This window comes from Burkholderia sp. Ax-1719 (genome assembly GCF_011753055.1).
Classification (GTDB): domain Bacteria; phylum Pseudomonadota; class Gammaproteobacteria; order Burkholderiales; family Burkholderiaceae; genus Paraburkholderia.
The window spans coordinates 14,615-33,121 of the sequence record NZ_VWWJ01000012.1 but is presented as its reverse complement, the minus strand read 5'-3'; the positions used below and the strand labels follow the sequence as shown (position 1 = coordinate 33,121).

Annotated in this window: 17 protein-coding genes; 8 read left to right on the top strand and 9 right to left on the bottom strand. The window is 63.4% G+C overall.

Translation table 11 applies throughout. The features are described from left to right. The first annotated feature begins 87 nt into the window (after positions 1–87). The 3 genes from F3J17_RS20805 (at position 88) to F3J17_RS20795 (ending at position 4,632) form a co-directional block, all read left to right on the top strand. Positions 88–981 (top strand): LysR family transcriptional regulator, encoded by an 894-nt coding sequence (locus tag F3J17_RS20805; protein ID WP_167062968.1) that lies wholly within the window; start codon positions 88–90, stop codon positions 979–981. 135 nt (positions 982–1,116) lie between these two features. Further along, positions 1,117–3,081, top strand: coding sequence for an aconitase family protein (locus tag F3J17_RS20800; protein ID WP_167062965.1), 1,965 nt, complete (start codon positions 1,117–1,119; stop codon positions 3,079–3,081). Between the two features lie 120 nt (positions 3,082–3,201). Further along, on the top strand, positions 3,202–4,632 hold the full coding sequence (locus F3J17_RS20795) for an MFS transporter (RefSeq protein ID WP_167062962.1): 1,431 nt from the start codon (positions 3,202–3,204) through the stop codon (positions 4,630–4,632). A 17-nt stretch (positions 4,633–4,649) separates the two neighbouring features. On the opposite strand, the gene F3J17_RS20790 is transcribed toward F3J17_RS20795, so the two are convergent. The 6 genes from F3J17_RS20790 to F3J17_RS20765 all read right to left on the bottom strand — a co-directional run bounded on the left by F3J17_RS20790 (position 4,650) and on the right by F3J17_RS20765 (position 9,867). Continuing rightward, on the bottom strand, positions 4,650–5,633 hold the full coding sequence (locus tag F3J17_RS20790) for an aldo/keto reductase (protein WP_167063377.1): 984 nt from the start codon (positions 5,631–5,633) through the stop codon (positions 4,650–4,652). Positions 5,634–5,771: 138 nt separating this feature from the next. Continuing rightward, positions 5,772–6,113, bottom strand: coding sequence for an H-NS family nucleoid-associated regulatory protein (locus tag F3J17_RS20785; protein ID WP_167062959.1), 342 nt, complete (start codon positions 6,111–6,113; stop codon positions 5,772–5,774). A gap of 113 nt (positions 6,114–6,226) precedes the next feature. Further along, positions 6,227–6,460 (bottom strand): hypothetical protein, encoded by a 234-nt coding sequence (locus F3J17_RS20780; protein ID WP_167062956.1) that lies wholly within the window; start codon positions 6,458–6,460, stop codon positions 6,227–6,229. Between the two features lie 101 nt (positions 6,461–6,561). After that, positions 6,562–6,870: a hypothetical protein gene (locus tag F3J17_RS20775; RefSeq protein ID WP_167062953.1), complete on the bottom strand. Its 309-nt coding sequence runs from the start codon at positions 6,868–6,870 to the stop codon at positions 6,562–6,564. A 162-nt stretch (positions 6,871–7,032) separates the two neighbouring features. Continuing rightward, positions 7,033–9,336, bottom strand: coding sequence for an LPS-assembly protein LptD (locus tag F3J17_RS20770; protein ID WP_240161098.1), 2,304 nt, complete (start codon positions 9,334–9,336; stop codon positions 7,033–7,035). A gap of 138 nt (positions 9,337–9,474) precedes the next feature. Beyond that, positions 9,475–9,867: a hypothetical protein gene (locus F3J17_RS20765; RefSeq protein ID WP_167062950.1), complete on the bottom strand. Its 393-nt coding sequence runs from the start codon at positions 9,865–9,867 to the stop codon at positions 9,475–9,477. Positions 9,868–10,260: 393 nt separating this feature from the next. On the opposite strand from F3J17_RS20765, the gene F3J17_RS20760 reads away from it, so the two are divergent. Further along, complete coding sequence (locus F3J17_RS20760; protein ID WP_167062947.1) at positions 10,261–11,169, top strand: glycosyltransferase family 9 protein; 909 nt, start codon at positions 10,261–10,263, stop codon at positions 11,167–11,169. Further along, positions 11,166–12,065 (top strand): glycosyltransferase family 9 protein, encoded by a 900-nt coding sequence (locus F3J17_RS20755; RefSeq protein ID WP_345891222.1) that lies wholly within the window; start codon positions 11,166–11,168, stop codon positions 12,063–12,065. The genes F3J17_RS20760 and F3J17_RS20755 overlap by 4 nt, the downstream gene beginning before the upstream one ends. A gap of 71 nt (positions 12,066–12,136) precedes the next feature. Here the strand turns inward: F3J17_RS20755 and F3J17_RS20750 are convergent, their stop codons facing one another. Together F3J17_RS20750 and F3J17_RS36475 are read right to left on the bottom strand one after the other, a co-directional pair. After that, positions 12,137–12,856, bottom strand: a complete 720-nt coding sequence (locus F3J17_RS20750) for a response regulator (protein WP_167062944.1) — start codon at positions 12,854–12,856, stop codon at positions 12,137–12,139. After that, on the bottom strand, positions 12,853–14,475 hold the full coding sequence (locus F3J17_RS36475) for an ATP-binding protein (RefSeq protein WP_167062940.1): 1,623 nt from the start codon (positions 14,473–14,475) through the stop codon (positions 12,853–12,855). Before F3J17_RS36475 ends, F3J17_RS20750 begins: the two co-directional genes overlap by 4 nt. A gap of 226 nt (positions 14,476–14,701) precedes the next feature. On the opposite strand from F3J17_RS36475, the gene F3J17_RS20740 reads away from it, so the two are divergent. Together F3J17_RS20740 and F3J17_RS20735 are read left to right on the top strand one after the other, a co-directional pair. Beyond that, positions 14,702–15,481, top strand: coding sequence for a response regulator transcription factor (locus tag F3J17_RS20740; RefSeq protein ID WP_167062936.1), 780 nt, complete (start codon positions 14,702–14,704; stop codon positions 15,479–15,481). Positions 15,482–15,686: 205 nt separating this feature from the next. Next, entirely contained in the window at positions 15,687–15,890 is a 204-nt protein-coding gene (locus F3J17_RS20735; RefSeq protein WP_167062933.1) for a hypothetical protein, read from the top strand. 78 nt (positions 15,891–15,968) lie between these two features. Here the strand turns inward: F3J17_RS20735 and F3J17_RS20730 are convergent, their stop codons facing one another. Beyond that, the gene (locus F3J17_RS20730) at positions 15,969–17,372 is read right to left on the bottom strand and encodes a DHA2 family efflux MFS transporter permease subunit (protein WP_167062930.1); all 1,404 of its coding nucleotides are present in this window, start codon (positions 17,370–17,372) and stop codon (positions 15,969–15,971) included. A gap of 167 nt (positions 17,373–17,539) precedes the next feature. Between F3J17_RS20730 and F3J17_RS20725 the strand changes: the two genes are divergently transcribed. After that, positions 17,540–18,400: a LysR family transcriptional regulator gene (locus F3J17_RS20725; protein ID WP_167062927.1), complete on the top strand. Its 861-nt coding sequence runs from the start codon at positions 17,540–17,542 to the stop codon at positions 18,398–18,400. The last annotated feature ends 107 nt before the right edge of the window (positions 18,401–18,507 follow it).

Sequence of the window (18,507 nt, the reverse complement as noted above, 5' to 3'; positions counted from 1 at the left end):
CAATTTTGTTATCCGCGCTGTTATCTGCGTTGTTACCTGCGCTGTTATCTGCCGATACCCCAAAGCGCGCCCGAGGACCCCAGCAGCATGCGTATCGATCCCTACAGCCTCGAACTTTTTATCTCCGTAGTCGAAGAAGGCTCGATTGCCCGCGCCGCGCAGCGCCATCACATTGCGGCCTCGGCGCTCAGCCGCCGCATGGCCGATCTGGAAGCGGCTGTGGGCATGCCGTTGCTGATCCGCTCGCACGGCGGCGTGGCCGTGACGGAAGCGGGCCGGGAGGCACTGGCGCGCGCCCAGTCGTTGCATGCGCAACTACAGACTTTTGCGCGCGAAGTGCAATCGCTGGGCGATCAGGTTGCGGGCGTGGTGCGTCTCTATGCGAATGCATCGGCCATCGTGGGCTTTCTGCCTGAGCGGCTCAAGGCGTTTCAGGCTGCGTATCCGCTCGTACAGATCGAATTGACCGAAGCTGTGAGCGAAGAAGTCGTGCGCGCCTGTGTGGAAGATCGCGCGGACGTCGGCGTATCGGCGAGTTCTGCCACGCCCGCCGCGCTCGAATCGTGGCACTTCGCAGATGATCCGCTGATGGTGGTGCTGCCGCCCGATCACGAACTCGTGGCGATGCAGACGCTTGATTTCGCCGATGTCCTGCGCTTTCCGCTCGTTGCGTTGCAGGCCGGGGGTTCGCTCGATCGTCTGATTCACGAGCGCGCCGCCGCGCAGCGCGCGTCGCTCAAGGTGGCGGTGACCGTCAACAGTTTCGACGCCCAGTGCCGCATGGTGGAAGCCGGGCTGGGCATCGGCGTCGTGCCGATCAGCGCGGCGTCTGCGTTCGCGGGGTCGCGCGGCTTCGTGCGTCGTCCGCTGGGCGATGCGTGGGCCGTCGAGCGTTCGCTACAGGTCCACGCGCTGCGCAAATCGTCGCGACTGCGCGCGGTGCAGGCCTTGATCGACCTGCTGACCGCCAAGGCCAAATGAGAACGAATGAGAACGAATGAGAACGAAAATTAAGGGTTTGTACGGACATCGCCATCCGCGATGACCCTCGTGCCGATCCAGCACTTCGCGGTGAGCCAGCGGACCGTCTAGATTGCTGCCAGAAGGAGAAATTGGATGGCAACCCTGGATTTGAGCGGCCGGATTTTGTTCCTCACCACGGATCCGGCGCAAATCGAGCAGCAACTCGCAGGCGTCGATCTGCACGATGTCTCGCCCGGCACGCTGCGCGACGACGTTTCCACAGACGAAATCACGCCGATGAGCGTGCTCACGCGCTTCGACGAACGCCTCGGTCGCGTGCCCTACGTGGGCCTGCGCGTGGGCGAGCGCAATCCCATCGGCATGGATGGCGTGCGCAACGGTGGCTTTTGCGTGACAGTGGCGGGCCAGCGTTACGGCAAGGGATCGTCGCGCGAACATAGCCCGCTCGCCGAATATCGCGCGGGTATCCGGCTCGTGATTGCGCAAAGTTTCGAGCGCATCTATCGGCAGAACGCCGACAATCTGGGGCTGTTCACGTCCACCGATTTCGGGCTGATCGAGCGCATCCAGCGCGGCGAAGCGATAGAGATCGACGAACTCGTGGCCAATCGCGACGCGCTTGCCGCCGCGATCCTGCGTAGCGGCGGTCTGCTGCGTTACGGCGCGTCGCATATGCGCGATATCCGCCCGGCGCAGTTCGTCCCGACCCAGGCGCCGCGCACGCTGGTGCAAAAGATTCTTGAGCGCCACGCGCTGCGTACCGAAGGCACGAGCGAGGCGTTCACGCCCGGTGCAGGCGTATTCGTGCGTGCAGATTGGCGCTTTATCCACGAGTACTACACGGGGATGGCGACGCACATGCTGCACGCCACTTTCGGCCGTCCGCTCGCGCTGCACGCGCCGCAGTCGATTCTCGCGTTCGAGGATCACCTGTCCTATGCACACAAGAGTGCGCTGCATGTGCGCAACGGCCTGCTGCCGGACGTGCGCGAACTGTCTGCGGCGCATCGGCAATTCGCTAGCGAGTACGGCATTCGCGATCACGGTTATCTCGACGCGCCGGACGGCGCATCGGCAGAAGGCTCCGAGGGTATCTCGCACGCGATGATGGCCGAGCGCTACGCGTTGCCGGGGCAGGTGGTGGTCGGCACGGATTCGCATACGCCGCACAGCGGTGCGCTGGGCTGCGTGGCGTTTGGCGTGGGCACGACCGATATGGCCAACGCCTTCGTCACCGGCGCGGTGCGTATGACGGTGCCGCAGTCGCTATTGATCCGTTTCGACGGCGAGATCGCACCGGGCGTCACCGCCAAGGACCTCGTGCTGCATCTGCTTGCCGATCCGCGCATTCGCGCGGGTCTGGGCGTCGGCAAGGTGTTCGAGTTCGCGGGGACCGCCATCGCGCGATTGTCGATCGACGAGCGCGCCACGCTCACCAATATGACTGCCGAACTGGGCGGCTTCACCGGCATCGTCGCGCCCGATGAGACGACCGTACGCTTTATCAAGGAGCGACGCGGCGTCGATTTCGTCATCGAACCGTGGATGCGCAGCGACGAGGGCGCGGCCTACGCGGAAATCATCGCCATCGACTGCGCCAGCATCACGCCGATGCTCGCCGCGCCTGGCGACCCCGGCAACGGCGTCGCGCTGAGCGATCTGGCGCAGCGCCCACGCGTGGATATCGCTTACGGCGGCTCCTGCACGGCGGGCAAGCGCGAGGACTTCGATCACTATCATGCGGTGCTCGCCTGGGCCGCCGCGCGCGGTCTGCGCGTGCCGGAGCATGTGCGGCTCTATCTGCAGTTCGGCACGTCGGATGTGCGCGACTACTGCGAGCAACGCGGATATCTGGCGGCCTTCGAGCAGGTGGGCGCGATCCTGTTGCAGCCTTCGTGCGGCGCATGCGCGAATTGTGGGCCCGGCGCCTCGACCCACGCCGACGAAGTCACGATCAGCGCGATCAACCGCAATTTCCCGGGTCGCTCGGGACCCGGACAGGTCTGGCTCGCCAGTCCGCCGACGGTGGTGGCAAGCGCGCTGGCGGGGCGTATCGCCTCGTTCGCGGAACTGCGCGAACAGTACGAACAACACTAACAAGCTTCATCGGGATCGTAACGCGCCTGCCTGGCAAGGCAGACGGCTCGCAATTCCAGCGCGCCCGGATACAATCGGCGATCCGCCCGATTCATTCCAACTACGATTCAGGAGACAGGCATGGCCTCTCTGGAGAGCGCTTCCTCCCCGCGCGCCGCCGACCGTGCATCAACCCAGGCCATCGACAAAGGCGCGATTTCCGCACGCCTCGACCGCCTGCCCGCCACGGGCGCGATCTGGAAGCTCGTCCTGCTCCTGAGCCTGGGCTTCTTCTTCGAACTCTACGATCTGCTTTATACGGGTTATGTTGCGCCGGGCCTCGTCAAGAGCGGCATCCTTACGCCTACGACACCGGGCCTGTTCGGCACCTCGGGGATCGCGGGATTCATCGCCGCGCTCTTTAGCGGCCTGTTCGTCGGCACGATTGCCTGCGGGTTTCTCGCCGACCGCTTTGGCCGTCGCGCAATCTTTACGTGGTCGATGCTCTGGTACGTGGTCGCCAATACCGTGATGGCGTTTCAGGACAGCGCTGCGGGGCTGAACTTCTGGCGTTTCGTGTCGGGCATGGGCATCGGCGTGGAACTGGTGACGATCGGCACTTACCTGTCCGAAATCGCGCCCAAGCATCTGCGTGGCCGCGCTTTCGCCGTGTGCCAGACGGTCGGCTTCACCGCCGTGCCGGTGGCCGCGTATCTCTCTTATCTGCTGGTGCCGCATGCGCCCTATGGGCTGGATGGCTGGCGCTGGGTCGTGCTACTGGGTGGTGTGAGCGCGCTGTTCGTGTGGTATTTCCGGCGCAATCTCCCGGAAAGCCCGCGCTGGCTCGCCGGGCAGGGGCGGCTCGACGAAGCGCACGCGGTGCTCAGCCGTCTCGAAGCCACGGTCGAGCGTCAATATGGCCGCGCGCTGCCCGCGCCGGGCGCGGCGGATCCCGTGATGCCGAAGTCCGGTTTCGCCGATATGTGGAAGCCGCCGTACCGCAAGCGCACGATCATGCTGGTGCTGTTCCACATCTTCCAGACGATCGGTTTTTTTGGCTTCGCCAACTGGGTGCCGACGCTGCTCGTCAAACAGGGCGTGACCGTTACGTCGAGCCTGCTCTATACGACCGTGATCGGGCTGGCCGCGCCGCTCGGGCCGTTGCTCGGCTATGCCATTGCGGACCGTTTCGAGCGCAAGCATGTGATCGTCTGCATGGCGGCGCTCAATATCGTCGCCGGGCTGTTGTTCAGCCAGGTGAGATCGGCGGGCGCAATCGTCACGCTTGGCGTGCTGCTGACGCTGGCGGGCAACATCATCTCGTTCAGCTACCACACCTATCAGCAGGAGCTTTACCCGACCGCGATCCGTGCGCGCGCCGTGGGCTTCGTCTATTCGTGGAGCCGGCTCTCGGCGGTGTTCAGTTCGTTCGTGATTGCGTTCACGCTGCGCGAATTCGGCGTGACCGGTGTGTTCGTGTTTATCGCGGGCGCGATGTCGCTGGTGATCGTCGCCATCGGCCTGATGGGGCCGCGCACGCTGGGCAAGTCGCTTGAGAGCATTTCGCACTAGCGCGCGCGGCGGGCGCGTCAGTTATCGACGCGCTGCTGGAGTTGCGCCGGATAGCGATCGCCCACTACCTTGATGGCCGCGAGCGCCGCTTCGATTGACGCGAGTTCCGCCGGGCTCAGCGAAACCGCTTCGGCGCCGACGTTTTCTTCGAGCCGCGCAAGCTTCGTCGTACCAGGAATCGGCACGATCCACGGCTTTTGCGCGAGCAGCCAGGCAATGGCGATCTGCGCGCGCGTCGTGCCTTTCTCGTTTGCAATTGCGCCAAGCACCTCGACGAGTTGCGCATTGGCCTTGCGGTTTTCCTCCGAAAAACGCGGCACCACATTGCGGAAATCGCTGGAATCGAAAGTCGTGTTCGCGTCGATGGCGCCGGTCAGGAAGCCTTTGCCAAGCGGGCTGAACGGCACGAAGCCAATGCCCAGCTCTTCGAGTGTCGGGAACACCTTCTGCTCCGGTTCACGCCACCAGAGCGAATACTCGCTTTGCAGCGCCGCGACTGGCTGGACCGCATGGGCGCGGCGGATCGTCTGTGCGCCCGCTTCGGAGAGGCCGAAATGCTTGACCTTGCCTTCGGCGATCAGATCCTTGACCGTGCCCGCGACGTCCTCGATCGGCACATTCGGATCGACGCGATGCTGGTAAAACAGGTCGATGCGGTCCGTTTTCAGGCGCTTGAGTGAGGCGTCGGCCACCGCGCGAATGCGCTCGGGACGGCTATCGACGCCGGCTTTCGGATCGCCGTCCTTAAAGCCGAACTTGGTTGCGATGACAACCTGATCGCGCAAGGGCGCGAGCGCTTCGCCGAGCAGTTCTTCATTGGTGAACGGGCCGTAGGCCTCCGCGCTATCGAAGAACGTGACGCCCAGTTCAAAGGCTTTGCGAATGAGTGCGATGCCCGCGGACGTTTCCGTCGCCGGTCCGTAGCCGAAGCTCAGACCCATGCAGCCTAGACCGATTGCGGATACTTCGAGTCCACTGTTGCCGAGTTGACGTGTCTTCATGCGCAGTTTCATGCGTTGCTCCTGTCAGTTTCTCAGGAGATGAAGTGTATTTTCTGCCGATGGTGTCAACAATGGGGCTAAATCGGCATGAGCTATTGAGCAAGATTCATCAATGCGCTAGCCGGCAATGCAGAGCGTTCAACTGGCCTGAAGCTGTTCGGTCTTCACCGTGGCGAGCCGTGTGCCCGCAAACGGGTCGTCGCGCCAATCGACACCGGCGTGCTTGTCGGCCTGGGGCGCTTCGGCCCGGTGCACGGAAAAGTGATCGAGAGATTGCCCGGCGCTGGTCGCCTGCACAACCCATTGCGGTGCGTCGCCTTCGCCGTCCCAGCTATTGCCAAAGGCGTCGCGGTACTTGACCGCCTGCAGGCGGCGTTGGTCTTCGGCGAGGGAGGCGGCAATGGCTTCGGGCGTGATTCCGAATTCGGCCATTCTGCGTTGCAGGTAGGCCACGATGCTGTCTCGCTTTCTTTCATCCATCCTGGTTGTCTCCACTCGGCAAGGTGTGATTGATCGAGCCGGTGCAAATCGTGTGCCACCAGGATAGCACAGCGGACAGGGATGTCCGCTCTATTGTGCGCATTGGCAGGGTCTTAGCCGGGAAGTTGATGGGCCCGGTCTGCATCGTGTTGCGCGGCGCGTTCTTCGGCCTGCTTCTTCGCCATGTGATGGCCGACGATGCAACCGCCGACCGCGCCCACGACGGCATGGTGGCCGGCGTAGTGGCCAGCCACGCCGCCCACGACCGCGCCCTTCATGCAGCCCGCGGCGTTAGCGCTGCCGGCTGCCGCCAGGCCGAGAGCAGCGGCAGCAACGAAAAGACTCATTCGGTGATTCAGTTTCATAGTGATAGCCTGCTAAAAAATTCAATAAATGCGGTGTTGATTCACTGCAAACACGATATTGATTCATTCAACCGTGGTTCGGTTCAATAACCCCAGCCGCGGTCGTGCCATTCGTGCTCGCGCCATTCATGTTCGTGGCGCTCGTGTTCGCGCCATTCATGTTCCCGCCACTGACGCGCGCGCCAGTCGTCGTCGCCGCGCCAGGCCATCTCGACGGGCGGCGGCGGGGGAGCATAGGCTACCGGCGGCGGAGCAATATATTCCGGCGGGGGCGGCGCGTAGGCCACGCCCGGCACCTCCACCCCCAAAGCGACATCCACATGCGCGCTGGCCGCCGTTGAAGCCACCAGTGCTGCCGCGCCCAGTACCACGCCAAACAGGGTCTTTTTCATTTCGCTGCTCCTCCGCATATTCCATGCGTTGTGTTATGCACGGATCGGAGTGTAGGCGGGGCATGACGACACAGGTGCAACCGGGCTGCTAGATTGGTAACAGCGATTTAACAGCAGCTTAAGCCGAGCTTAAAGTCGATTCAAAAGCGTATTCCTGTCCGCTTACTGATAATCAGTGAACTTCGACACGGGCGTGCTGCTGTCCGGCAGCGGCGAGTAGCCCGGCACGTTGTCCTTGAACTGGTCCAGCAGGCCGTTATCGACCTTCGACAGCCCCTTGAGCTGCAACTGCATCAGCACGCGGCTGCCGGTGCTGGGCGTCGTCGTACTGGTTTCGTTGGTGTATTTCTCGAAGGCGATGCCCAGCGACCAGCAATCGGCGTCGTACTGGAAGCCCAGCAAGCCAGCGATCAGGCGGTGCAGATGCATGTCGTAGTTCACGCGCGCGACGCTGGAAAGACGGCGGCTCAGCGGCCATTGCCCGGAGACGATGAACTGGCTGACCGGTTCGGTATCGTCGGTCGAGTCGGTTGCATCGCGGCGCGTGTAGCGATAGGCCACGTTCACGACTTCGCCGGTGGCGGGCGCCCACGAAAAACCCGTGCTCGTGTGCGACAGATAGGAATTCGACTCGTTGTATTCGAAGGCCTGTTCGGCCTTGAAATTATTACCGATATTGAGCGAGCCGCCCGCAATCACGCCGGTGCGCGTGAGGTCCGTCGCGCTGCCGTCCGCGAGCAGAGTGACGCGCGGCGTGGTGAAATTGTATTGCTGCGCGAGCACGAAGCGCGCGGCTTCGGAACCTGTTGCGGCGTCGATGAAGCGGGTGGTGATGGCCGCCGTTACGCGATTGGCGTCGGCGATACGGTCGTTGCCGACGAAACTATTGGTGCTGAAAATCTCCGCGAGACCAAAATCGCTCTGCGCGGTATCGAACAGCGGCGCGAAATTCTGGTTGCGGTACGGCGTATAGACGTAGAAGAGGCGCGGTTCGAGCGTCTGGATATACGAGTGGCCAAACAGCGTGACGTTGCGCTCGAACGTCATGCCGGAGTCCAGACTCACCGTCGGCACATTGACCGAGAAATTGCGCGGCTGGCCCGCGATCGGATCGCTGCCAAGCGTGGACAGATCGTAGGCCGCGAAATGCCACTGCACCTTGGGCGTGATGTACCAGGACGGCCGCACGATCGGCATTGATACGTACGGGTTGAAAACGAAGCGGTTGCCCTGCGCGACCGTGCTGTCCGACATGGTGAAGCGCGAGGCGTCGGCTTCCGCGCCAAAGTCCAGTCCGCCTACGTTGTAACGCGCGTAATTGACGTTGATCTGCGGTTCGCGGTTATAGACCGAATCGCCTGAATACGATTGCCAGTGCTGCTCGCGCAGCAGCACTGACCACGGGCCGTTCGCGTAACGCAAGCCGGCTTCCTGATCGTAAAGCGTGGTCGAGCCCAGCAGCGTTTGACCCGCGGAAATCAGATCCGTGTTGACGTTGCCGTCCGAAACACGGTTGTAATTCACGTACGCCGAGAATCCGGAACCAATCTGCCAGTCCTGCTTGATCGAAAGCGAATAGCGCTGGGTTTGCGTGAGCGCATCGTGCGGCAGGATCAGCCCGGAAATTTCACCGCTGTAGTTGCTGCCCAGATAGCGATAGTCGGCGCTCAAAAGCTCGCCGCGACGGCTGATGATGCGTGGCGTCAGCGTGAGATCGTAATTGGGCGCGAGGTTGATATAGAACGGCGTCGCCAGATCGAAGCCGCCCGTGGAACTGAACGAGAACGTTGGCGGCAGCAGACCGCTACGGCGATCGCTCGACAACGGGAACGACAGCCACGGGCTTGCGAATAGCGGAAAGCCCTGGAAAAACAGCACCGCATTGTGCGCGACGCCGGTGTCGGTGCCGCTGTCCATGTCGAAGCGCGAGGCGCGCATATACCACGCCGGTTCTCCGCTGCACTGGCAGGTGGAGTAAGTGCCGTCGTGGATCACGGTACGCTCATTGTCGAGCATGTCCGCGCGCGCCGCCGACCCCCATCCGCCATTGGTCACGAAATGATATTTCGGTGTGCTGATGTAGCCTTGCGACGCCTCCACGCGCATATGCGCGTAGGGGCCGAAGAACGTCGCGCCGTTGTCGGTCAGGCTTACGTGGCCGTAGGCGTCGGCGGTATCGCTGCCCTCGAAATAATGCAGGTGGTCGCCCTTGATGACCGAGTCGTAACGACGCAATTCGGCCTTGCCGTGCAGCGCGAAGTCGGTATCGGCAGTGCCGGTCATGGATTCGGCCAGCGCGGCGGTCGCGCTTTTCTGGCCGGATTGTAGCGGATGCTCCTGCAATTGCGGATCGACGCGCAAGGCCCAGGCGTCGCTGGCCGAGTCGGGCAACGAGGTGGGTTGCGCGGCTGCGCCCGCCAGTTGTGCGAGCGCCATCGGCGGCGCAAATCCGGGCACGACGAGCAACAGGGAAATCAGCGGTTTCAGACGAAAGCCGCGCACTACGTCACGCAGGATCAAGATGGGCGATGTCAGCAGGGGATTGCGGAAGAACCGGGGAGTGCGTGGCTACGGCCAGGCGCGCGTGCGCGCCGTTGCGCCATGTCATTGCAGCCACGTGGCGCGCGCGGCAAGCGCGCTCTCGTGATCGGCGGCGGATTCGAGCGCTTCGACAATGCCGGGAATCTGCTCGCACGGCACCGTAAACGAGAGGCTGGCGGTGCGCGAGAGCCGGAAGCGGATCACCAGCTGGCGGGTGCCGTCGAGTCTGCCGATCTCGCAGCCACGCGCCTGCATGAGCGTAAACGACGGCGTGGGACTGTTGTCGATGCGCTGGATTTTCTCCATCGCATTGGGCAACGCCACCAGCAGATCGTTGAACACCGAGCGGTGCAACGCCGCCGTGGCATCGCCGTCGTGAATCAGCAGGAATTCGCCGTCCGCGCTCAGATCGGCCGAGCTGATCTGGCGCACGATGGCCGTCACGCCCTCAGCCATGCGCGGGCGCTCCTGCGTGCGTGGCGTGTGCGATGCGCTCGCAAATAAAGAAACGGTGCGTGAGCATGACAGGCCTCGGGCGGATTGCGATGGCGTCACCATAGACGAAACGCGCCTTTCATTGGGTTACTGCACTTGCGGTTCTTATTAACGGATCTTTCAGGCGCGTTCCGCCGCCAGTCCGTTTCCCCGTCTTTTGCCGATGCACGCGCGAATGTTGCCGGTTCGCGGCCTGTTTGCAGCGTTATTCGCTGTAACTTAAGGGTAACCGCCTGAAATTTTCCGCGCGCTAAGCTGCCGCCGATCTTGTTTAACTGGCTTGTTTAACTGAGCGGACGTCACACGGTGGTTGAATGCCAACTGTCGCAGAAGGTCGCTCCGTCTGGAATCACCATGCGACCTTTGCAGCCGGCCTCCCGCGTGGCCGTGGTTTTGTCTCCCGCGCTGGGCGACTCCCTTTTGATGATGATCGTCGTGCGCAATCTGCGCGCGAGCGGCGTCGCCGTGACCGCGTTTGGCAGAAATGCCATCACTCTGGCGGCCTGGTTTCCGGATCTCGATCTCCAGCCCGAACTCACGCGCGACACGGCCCAAGCCATCCTGCCGCGCTACGAGCGCGTGATCGCGATGCGCCGCGACGGCCCGATTGCCGATCCCGCCTTGCAGTTGCCCGAAGTCGTGCTCCTCGAACCGGCCTGCCGCGCCCGCTCGTCTAAATCGATGGCCGAGCGTCTCATGCAGTTCTGCCACGACGAACTTGGGCTGACGCAAGCCGGCAAGAGCAATGGCATGACCGCTCCCGGCGCGCTCCAGCATCGCCGCCATCTGAACCGCATCGCCATTCACCCGACCGCAAGTACGCGCGACAAATGCTGGCTGCCGTCGCGTTTTGTGCGCCTTGCGCTCAGGCTGCGCAAACTCGGCTTCGATCCGCAATTCGTGGTCGCGCCGCAGGAACGCGACGCCTGGACGTTCGTGCAGGCACATGGGATCGGGCTGCCGGAACTGGGGTCGCTGGAGAACGTCGCGGCCTGGCTGTATGAATCGGGCTGGTTTATCGGCAACGATTCTGGCATTGGCCATCTCGCCTCCTGCCTTGAAGTCCCGACGCTTTCGCTCTTCATGCGGCGCGGTCTCGCGCGCACGTGGCAACCGGGCTGGGGCGCGGGGCGCGTGGTAATTGGCGGCTATCTGCCGACTGCGCGTTTGCGCGAGCGTTACTGGAAATACACGCTTTCGGTGGCGCGCGTGGCGCGCGCGTTCGACCGGCTCAGGAACCAGATGCAGGAGGCGCTCGCGTGACGCAGTCGTTCGCCAACCGGCCCCGACGTGTGGCCGTCATCACGTCGAACGCGCTGGGCGACACGCTGCTGTTGATGGTGATCGTGCGCAATCTGCTGGACCATGAACTGGATGTCGTCGTTTTTGGCCGCGCGGCCTGGGCGCTGCGCGGCTGGTTTCCGGATGTCGATATCCGCGAGATTCCCGCTGAGGCGCGACTGTGCGCCGATCTCGCGCCATTCGACATCGTCTTGCAGATGCACGACCATCAACCGGTGCGCAATCTGCCGCAATTCCATCCGAACGTGCGCATTCTGGACCCGCTGACGACCGATATCTGGAATCGCCCGATGGTGACGCGCTTCACGGACTTCTGCCGTGCGGAATTCGCCGTGGACGAAGTGGGCACCCACAACGGCCTGGTGCCGCGCGTGGGTTTGCAGCACCGCAAATTCACGCGGCGCGTGGTGATCCATCCTGAAGCGAGTACGTCGGACAAGCGCTGGCTGCCGCACCGCTTTCTGCGCCTCGCGCGCCATCTTGAGCGCTGGGGCTATGAAGTGGCCTTCGTGATGGCGCCGGGCGAGCTTGCGCGCTGGGACACGCTGTTGCTCAGCCGATTCGCAGTCCATACGTTTTCGAACCTGGACGGGCTAGCGACATGGCTATACGAATCGGGCTGGTTTATCGGCAACGATTCCGGCGTGGGGCATCTGGCCGCGAATCTGGGCATTCCCACGCTGAGCCTGTTCCGGCGTCGTGCTGTGGCGCAGCGTTGGCGTCCGGCGTGGGGCAATGCGCAAGTGGTGTTGCCGTGGCAGTGGTTGCCGGGCGCGTCGCTGAAGGAACGTTTCTGGCGCGAGACGCTGACCTGCTCGCGCGTGTTGTCCGCTTTTGCCCGGATGACCGAGGCATAGGGTCGCGCTGCTTTCCCGCAGCGCGCCGGCATTCGACATGCCGGCGCGCGACATGCTCGTTCAAGGCCTCTTCAGTCCCCGATCGGCTCCATCTCCAGCCGATAACCCACCCCATAGATCGAGCGGATCATGTCCTGATCCGGGCGCACCGCCTGGATCTTGCGACGCAGATTCTTGACGTGCGAATCAATCGTGCGATCGGCCACCACGCGATGATCCTCGTAGAGCGCGCGTAGCAGATAATCTCGCGCGTAAATGCGGCCCGCGCCTGCGTGCAGCAGCGCGAGCAGGCGGAATTCGATCGGCGTGAGATGCAGATCCTTGCCGTCCAGGCGCGCGGCGTGATGCGGCACGTCGATCGAGAACGGCGTGGGCACGGTGCCTTCGGCTTCCTGATGCGCGCGCGCAAGCAGCTCGGCGCGGCGCAGGATCGCCTTTACGCGCGCCACCACTTCGCGCGGGCTGAACGGCTTGCAGACGTAGTCGTCCGCGCCGAGTTCGAGCCCGAGCAGGCGGTCGATCTCGTCCACGCGCGCGGTGATGATCATCACCGGCACGGCCGAAAACGAGCGCAATTCACGGCATATTTCGAGCCCGCTGCGTCCCGGCAGCATCAGGTCGAGCAGCACCATCGACGGCGCATGTTCGCGCACATAGGGCACGACTTCCCGTCCGTCCGCGAGGATCGTGGTGGTGAAATCTTCCTTGGCCAGATAGTCGGCAAGCAGCGCAGCGAGCTTGGGCTCGTCTTCGACGATCAGGATGGAAGGCCGTGTGGTCGGATCAATCATTGTTGGTGTAGTCGTGGAAGTTGGACGAGGACGCGCAAGCCTCCGAGCGGCGAGCGCGATGCCTCGATGGTGCCGCCGTGCGTCTCCACGATGCGCTTGCACAACGCGAGACCCAGGCCCGCGCCGCCGCTTTGGCGGCTGCGGGAAGGGTCGACGCGGAAGAAGCGGTCGAACAGATGCGGAAGCAGCGGGGCGGGCACGGGCGGAAAGGAATCCTGAACATCTACATAAAGGGCGTCGTCGTCTTCCGAGATGCTGACGTGCACCTGCCCGCCGGCATTGGTGTAACGCAGCGCGTTTTCAAGCAGGTTTTTCCAGAGTTGCGTGAGCCGGTACGGATCGCCCGAGAGCGTGGCATGGCCAACGCCAGATTCGAATTCAAGCGCAATCTGCTTGGCGGCCAGGCGCTCGCGGAACGCATCGCACGATGCCTCCACAATCGGCGTGAGATCGAGCGGCACTTTCTCGAACGAGAGTTGCCCGATATCGGCGAGCGAGAGTTCGTACAGATCGTCGATCAACTGGCTGAGCATGGCGACTTCGGCTTGCAGCGAAGCGATGGTCGCCGCGTCGGGACGACGTACACCGTCCTCGATGGCTTCCAGCTCGCCGCGCAGCACCGAAAGCGGCGTGCGCAATTCATGCGAGACGTCGGCGATAAAGTCGCGCCGGTCGCCTTCGGCTTTTTCCAGCGACGCGGCGAGACGGTTGAAGTCGCTCGCTAGCATCTGCAGTTCGTCGCTGCCTTTGGCGGGTATGCGGGTCGCGTAGTCGCCGCCCGCGAGACGGTGCGTGGCCGTGACGATGCGCTTGATCGGCGTGAGCAGCGTGCGTGCGAGGACGATTGCCATGGCGGCCGAGAGCAGCGCGGTGAAGCCCACGATGATCCACGTTGCCTGCATCTGGCGGTCCTTGAAACGGATCTCGGCCTGATTGATGAGCGCTGCGGGGCCGGCCACCGCGATGTAGCCCACGATCTGCCCTTTCACCTTGAGCGGATGGCGCTCGGCGTCGGGCGGTGGGGGCGGTCCCGCCTTCGTGACGAGATTCATGTGCGCGTCGTAGAGCGAGAAAGGCGGGCGAGGCGGGTGTGCGCGACCGGAACTATCGGGCCCGAAGAAAGCGGCCTTGCCGTTATTGCCTTGCAGGCCGGTGGGGTTGTTCGGTCCGTTAGACCCGTTGGGGCCGTTAGGCCCAACAGGTCCGATCGGCCCATTCGCCCCGCCCAGACCAAACGGGCCACCAGGTCCATTCGGCCCCGGCCCGTTCTGATCGCCCGGCCCCGGACCGTTGGGGCCAGGGCCGTTGAAGCCAAATCCGCCGGGCATGCCAGGCGGGTTCGCGTTATCGGGGCCGGGCGGCATGCCGGGTGGCGCAGCGCCGTCGAAGGGCTGCGGCCCTTGCATCTGGTTGCGCATGAAATCCCAGTTGCCATGCTGGGCGTAAGCAGTCTCCAGCTCGTGCTCGAGCGCGGTGACCTCGGATGCGGCCTGCTCCTGCATGAAATCCACGAAGCCGAATTCGAAACTCGCCCGGATCGCCGCGCCCATGGCGACGGCCGCGATGACACACGCGGAGAGGATCGCGAGGAAAAGTTTGAACGTAATGCTGGCTTTCATGAAGCGTTCAGCCGGATGCCAATGATGTGATGAAATTAAGCGTTATTTTCACCCGAAGCGGCCCGTAAGGGTCGCATGCACTGTACGAATTCACATTTTCTCCAGTTTTCACGTCCTTTTCCTGCACGGTTGTTCCGTATGATCCGTCGCACATCGAATCGTCCTCACTACGTCTTGTGTGCAGGGACGACCGATGGCCTGCAATCACCTGGTGAGGGACAGATCGATGGATATTCACGTGCTTGTTGTCGAGCCTGATCAGGTATCTCGGGACAACCTGCGCAGCTACCTGCAGCGCCAGCAGATCGCGATGTCGGTGCTGTATGGCGTGCAAGGGCTGGAACAGCGCCTCTCGCGCGAGATGCCGTCGCTGATCATTCTTCGCCATGAAGCCTGCGAGATCGACGGTATCGGCGCGTTGCGCAATCTGCGCGAAGCGGGCTATGCGGTGCCTGTGATCATCGTGAGCCGCTCCAACGATGTGGCCGACAAGGTGCTGGCCTTCGAACTCGGGGCCAACGACTTTCTGGTCGATCCGTACGATCCGCGCGAATTGCTCGCACGCATGCGGCACGCGCTGCGTTGCAAGATCGATTTGCCGAATTCGCCGGGAAAGGAAGCGCGCTATGCGTTCGACGGTTTCGAAATCGACGCGGTTGGCAATCAGCTATTCAAGAATGGCGCGCGCATTTCGGCCCCGCCGCTGGCGCTGGCCGTGCTGACCGTGTTTGCCGCGAACCGCATGCGCCCGCTCTCGCGCGAGCGCATTCTGAGCCTGCTCGACCGCAATTCGAAACTGCACGCGCGCAGCCTGGACGTGGTGGTATTCCGCCTGCGCAAGCTGCTGGGCCTCTCCCCCTGCGGGCGTCAGTACATCCAGACGCGCTACCGCGATGGTTATGTCTTTTGTCCGGACGATGCATTTATGAATTTGTCCGGCGCCGCTTCCGAAAACGATCAGGTAATGGATTGTGAGCTGGAAAGCTCTGCATTACTAAGCGCTTGATGCCGGGAAAGCCGTAAGTACCGTTCGAAACGACGATATTCAAGGAGAAAAACGGCAAGGCGAGGAAAGGCGGTGTAACGCTGCGTAAACATGGGCCGTCGCTATTCTGGAAGCATACGAGCCACTACGCAGCGCGCCGCTGGTGCGAGGTTGACCTGCTGAGCCGCGTTCGCGCGAAATACACTCTTTGACGATGAGTCTGAATATGAAGAAATTGATCGCCCTCGCGGGTGTGCTTGCGCTGGCGACAGCGCTGGGTGGCTGCTGCCTGATGCCGTTTTGCGGTCCTGGCTGGGGTCCCGGTGGCGGTGGCCACGGCGGTGGTCCTGGCGGCGGTGGCGGCCCTGGCGGTGGCCCCGGCGGCCCGCAGGGCGCAGTGATTGTTCCGCACGCGTCGTCGCTGGCCTGATCCTTCTTACGCGCTGCGGCCGGCTTCGGTCGCAGCGTGGGCAGTACATGTACCAGGCGTCGCTACGCGGATCCGCGTCTAGCGACGCGCCGTCCCCGCCGGCACGGCAGCCGCCGAAGCCGGTACGGAGGCGGGCGCATCGATGCGCCGGAAAATCAGCGCCGATACCAGCGTAATCACCCCCACCACCGCGAAACTCACGCGAAAGCCCAGCGCCACCGTGCCGCCATGGGTTTCAACCAGACTCACGAGCGCACCGCCGATCGTCACGCCCAGTCCCATTGCCAGCATCTGCACCATCGAAAACAGGCTATTCCCGCTGCCTGCATCCTCGTGCGAAAGGCCCTTGAGCGTGACGCTATTCATCGCCGCGAACTGCATCGAATTGGCCGCGCCGAAGATCGCCAGTACGATGATCTCGACGGCAACAGGCGTGCCGCGCGAAATGAGTGCGAACGCAACGATCGACGCACCCACGATCGACGTGTTGACGAGCAGGAACGTGTCATAACCGTAGCGACGGATCAACGGCGCGATCCAGCGCTTGGCCACCGTGCCCGCGAGCGCGGCAGGCAGCATCATGAGACCGGAGCGCAGCGGCGAATAACCGAGTTCGAGCTGCATGAGCAGCGGCACGAGAAAAGGCACCGCGCTCGACCCGACCCGGCACACCAGATTGCCGATCAAACCGACGCTGAAATTGGGCTCGCCGAACAACTTGAGTTTGAAGAGCGGATCGCTGCGACGGCGCGCGTAGGGCACATAGACGAGCGCCGCAGCCAGACCCAGCACAAAGAGTCCTGCCGACCACGCCGCGCGATGCGTCTGCACAGGCGCATCGAACGCGAGCGAAAACGCAATCATGCACAGCGAAACCAGTGCACAGCCCACCACGTCGAAAGGCGGCGCGGCGCTGGCGGTCGCGCGCGGCAGATAGCGGTGGACGGCGACCATCCCGGCAAGACCGATCGGCACGTTGATGAGAAAGATCCAGTGCCATGTGATCGCCTGCACGAACCAGCCGCCGAGCGTCGGCCCGACGATCGGGCCCACCTGACCCGCAACTGAAATCAGCGCCAACGCGGACACGTATTGCTCTCCGCTCACGGCGCGTAACACAGCGAGACGACCGATCGGCATCAGCATCGACCCGCCGATGCCTTGCAACACGCGCGCGATCACGAGCTGGCCCAGCGTATGAGCGCTGGCGCAGCACAGCGAGCCGAGCACGAAAATGAGGATGGCGGTGAAGTAGACGCGGCGTGTGCCGAAACGGTCGGCGAGCCAGCCCGAAGCGGGCGTGAGCATCGCCATCGTGAGCGTGTAGGCGACGATCACCGGCTGCATGGCGAGCGCCTTGACGCCCAGGCTCTGCGCCATCGTGGGCAGCGCGGTGTTGACGATCGTGGTGTCGAGCGCCTGCATGAAAAAGCCTGCGGCGACGATCCACAGCAGGGCCGTCTGGCTTGAATCCTGGTTCATTCGGGGACTTCTTGGGCGCGCGCGGGAAGATAAAAGCGCTGTAAAGCGCGGGCCCGCGGCGCAATGATCTGCAATGCCGTCATGATATTGTCATCGCCCGCAATCGGGAACCCCACTGAGGACGCTGACTGTTATCGGCATCGGCGATAACAGTGTCACAATGAAGCATGCTCAATCCCATCTGGCTCAAATCGTTCGCGACCGTCGCCGCCTGCCATAGCTTCACCGAGGCCGCGCGCCAGCTCGACCTGACGCAGTCGAGCGTCAGCGAACATGTCCGCCGCCTCGAAGAGGAAATCGGCCGGCGTCTGTTCGTGCGCGATACGCATTCGCTGGCGATCACGCCCGACGGCGAAGCGATGCTGGCGCACGCAGGCGCGATCCTGCAGGCGATCAATCGCGCCGAATCTCAATTCCGCGCGCCGCGCCTGCGGGGTCGCGTACGCTTGGGCTGCTCCGACGACATCGCGCTCGGCCCGCTGCCCGCGGTGCTCACGGCTTTTCGCAACGCGCATCCCGACGTGGAGCTGGAGATCACCATCGGCATGACCGGGCAACTCTACGAGTTGCTGGACGAAGGGGCGATCGAACTGATGGTGGGCAAGCGACGCCTGGGCGACAGGCGCGGCACTGCGCTATTCACGGGGCGGCTCGAATGGCTCGTGCGAGCCGGCACGGCGGTGGATCTCGCACAGCCGCTGCCGCTGATTCTCGTGGCCGAGCCGAGCGTGACGCGGGCCGTGGTGCTCGACGCACTCGCGCAGACCGATTTCCGCTGGCAGGTGGTGTGCACGAGCAGCAGTCATTCAGGCTGTGTGGCGGCGGCGCGCGGCGGCCTGGGCATCACGGTGCGTCCGCAATATCTGGCGGCACGCGGGCTGGCGCCACCCGTCAATGTGGCGAGCCTGCCCGTCTTGCCCGACGTGGAATTCATCGCCCTCGCCGCGAAGCGCTTGAGCCGCCCGGCGCAAACGCTGCTGCAACTCCTGCACGAAAGCGACCTGCGCGGCTCGTGGATTGGCGAATGATGAGCGTGCGGCGGCACCTGCCGATTTAAGAGTTTTCGGATACAAATTTATCCTGTGCAAGATCATTCTAGCGAGTATGGGCGGCGACCTCAGCAGCCTGTGAGACC

Excerpts from the sequence above, each read along its gene's own strand:
- F3J17_RS20725 (WP_167062927.1), top strand. The coding sequence starts at position 17,540 with ATGCTCAATCCCATCTGGCTCAAATCGTTCGCGACCGTCGCCGCCTGC.
- F3J17_RS20750 (WP_167062944.1), bottom strand. The coding sequence starts at position 12,856 with ATGATTGATCCGACCACACGGCCTTCCATCCTGATCGTCGAAGACGAG.
- F3J17_RS20790 (WP_167063377.1), bottom strand. The coding sequence starts at position 5,633 with ATGAAGACACGTCAACTCGGCAACAGTGGACTCGAAGTATCCGCAATC.
- F3J17_RS20760 (WP_167062947.1), top strand. The coding sequence starts at position 10,261 with ATGCGACCTTTGCAGCCGGCCTCCCGCGTGGCCGTGGTTTTGTCTCCC.
- F3J17_RS20800 (WP_167062965.1), top strand. The coding sequence starts at position 1,117 with ATGGCAACCCTGGATTTGAGCGGCCGGATTTTGTTCCTCACCACGGAT.
- F3J17_RS20775 (WP_167062953.1), bottom strand. The coding sequence starts at position 6,870 with ATGAAAAAGACCCTGTTTGGCGTGGTACTGGGCGCGGCAGCACTGGTG.
- F3J17_RS20795 (WP_167062962.1), top strand. The coding sequence starts at position 3,202 with ATGGCCTCTCTGGAGAGCGCTTCCTCCCCGCGCGCCGCCGACCGTGCA.
- F3J17_RS20780 (WP_167062956.1), bottom strand. The coding sequence starts at position 6,460 with ATGAGTCTTTTCGTTGCTGCCGCTGCTCTCGGCCTGGCGGCAGCCGGC.
- F3J17_RS20765 (WP_167062950.1), bottom strand. The coding sequence starts at position 9,867 with ATGGCTGAGGGCGTGACGGCCATCGTGCGCCAGATCAGCTCGGCCGAT.
- F3J17_RS20735 (WP_167062933.1), top strand. The coding sequence starts at position 15,687 with ATGAAGAAATTGATCGCCCTCGCGGGTGTGCTTGCGCTGGCGACAGCG.
- F3J17_RS20740 (WP_167062936.1), top strand. The coding sequence starts at position 14,702 with ATGGATATTCACGTGCTTGTTGTCGAGCCTGATCAGGTATCTCGGGAC.
- F3J17_RS36475 (WP_167062940.1), bottom strand. The coding sequence starts at position 14,475 with ATGAAAGCCAGCATTACGTTCAAACTTTTCCTCGCGATCCTCTCCGCG.
- F3J17_RS20805 (WP_167062968.1), top strand. The coding sequence starts at position 88 with ATGCGTATCGATCCCTACAGCCTCGAACTTTTTATCTCCGTAGTCGAA.
- F3J17_RS20730 (WP_167062930.1), bottom strand. The coding sequence starts at position 17,372 with ATGAACCAGGATTCAAGCCAGACGGCCCTGCTGTGGATCGTCGCCGCA.
- F3J17_RS20785 (WP_167062959.1), bottom strand. The coding sequence starts at position 6,113 with ATGGATGAAAGAAAGCGAGACAGCATCGTGGCCTACCTGCAACGCAGA.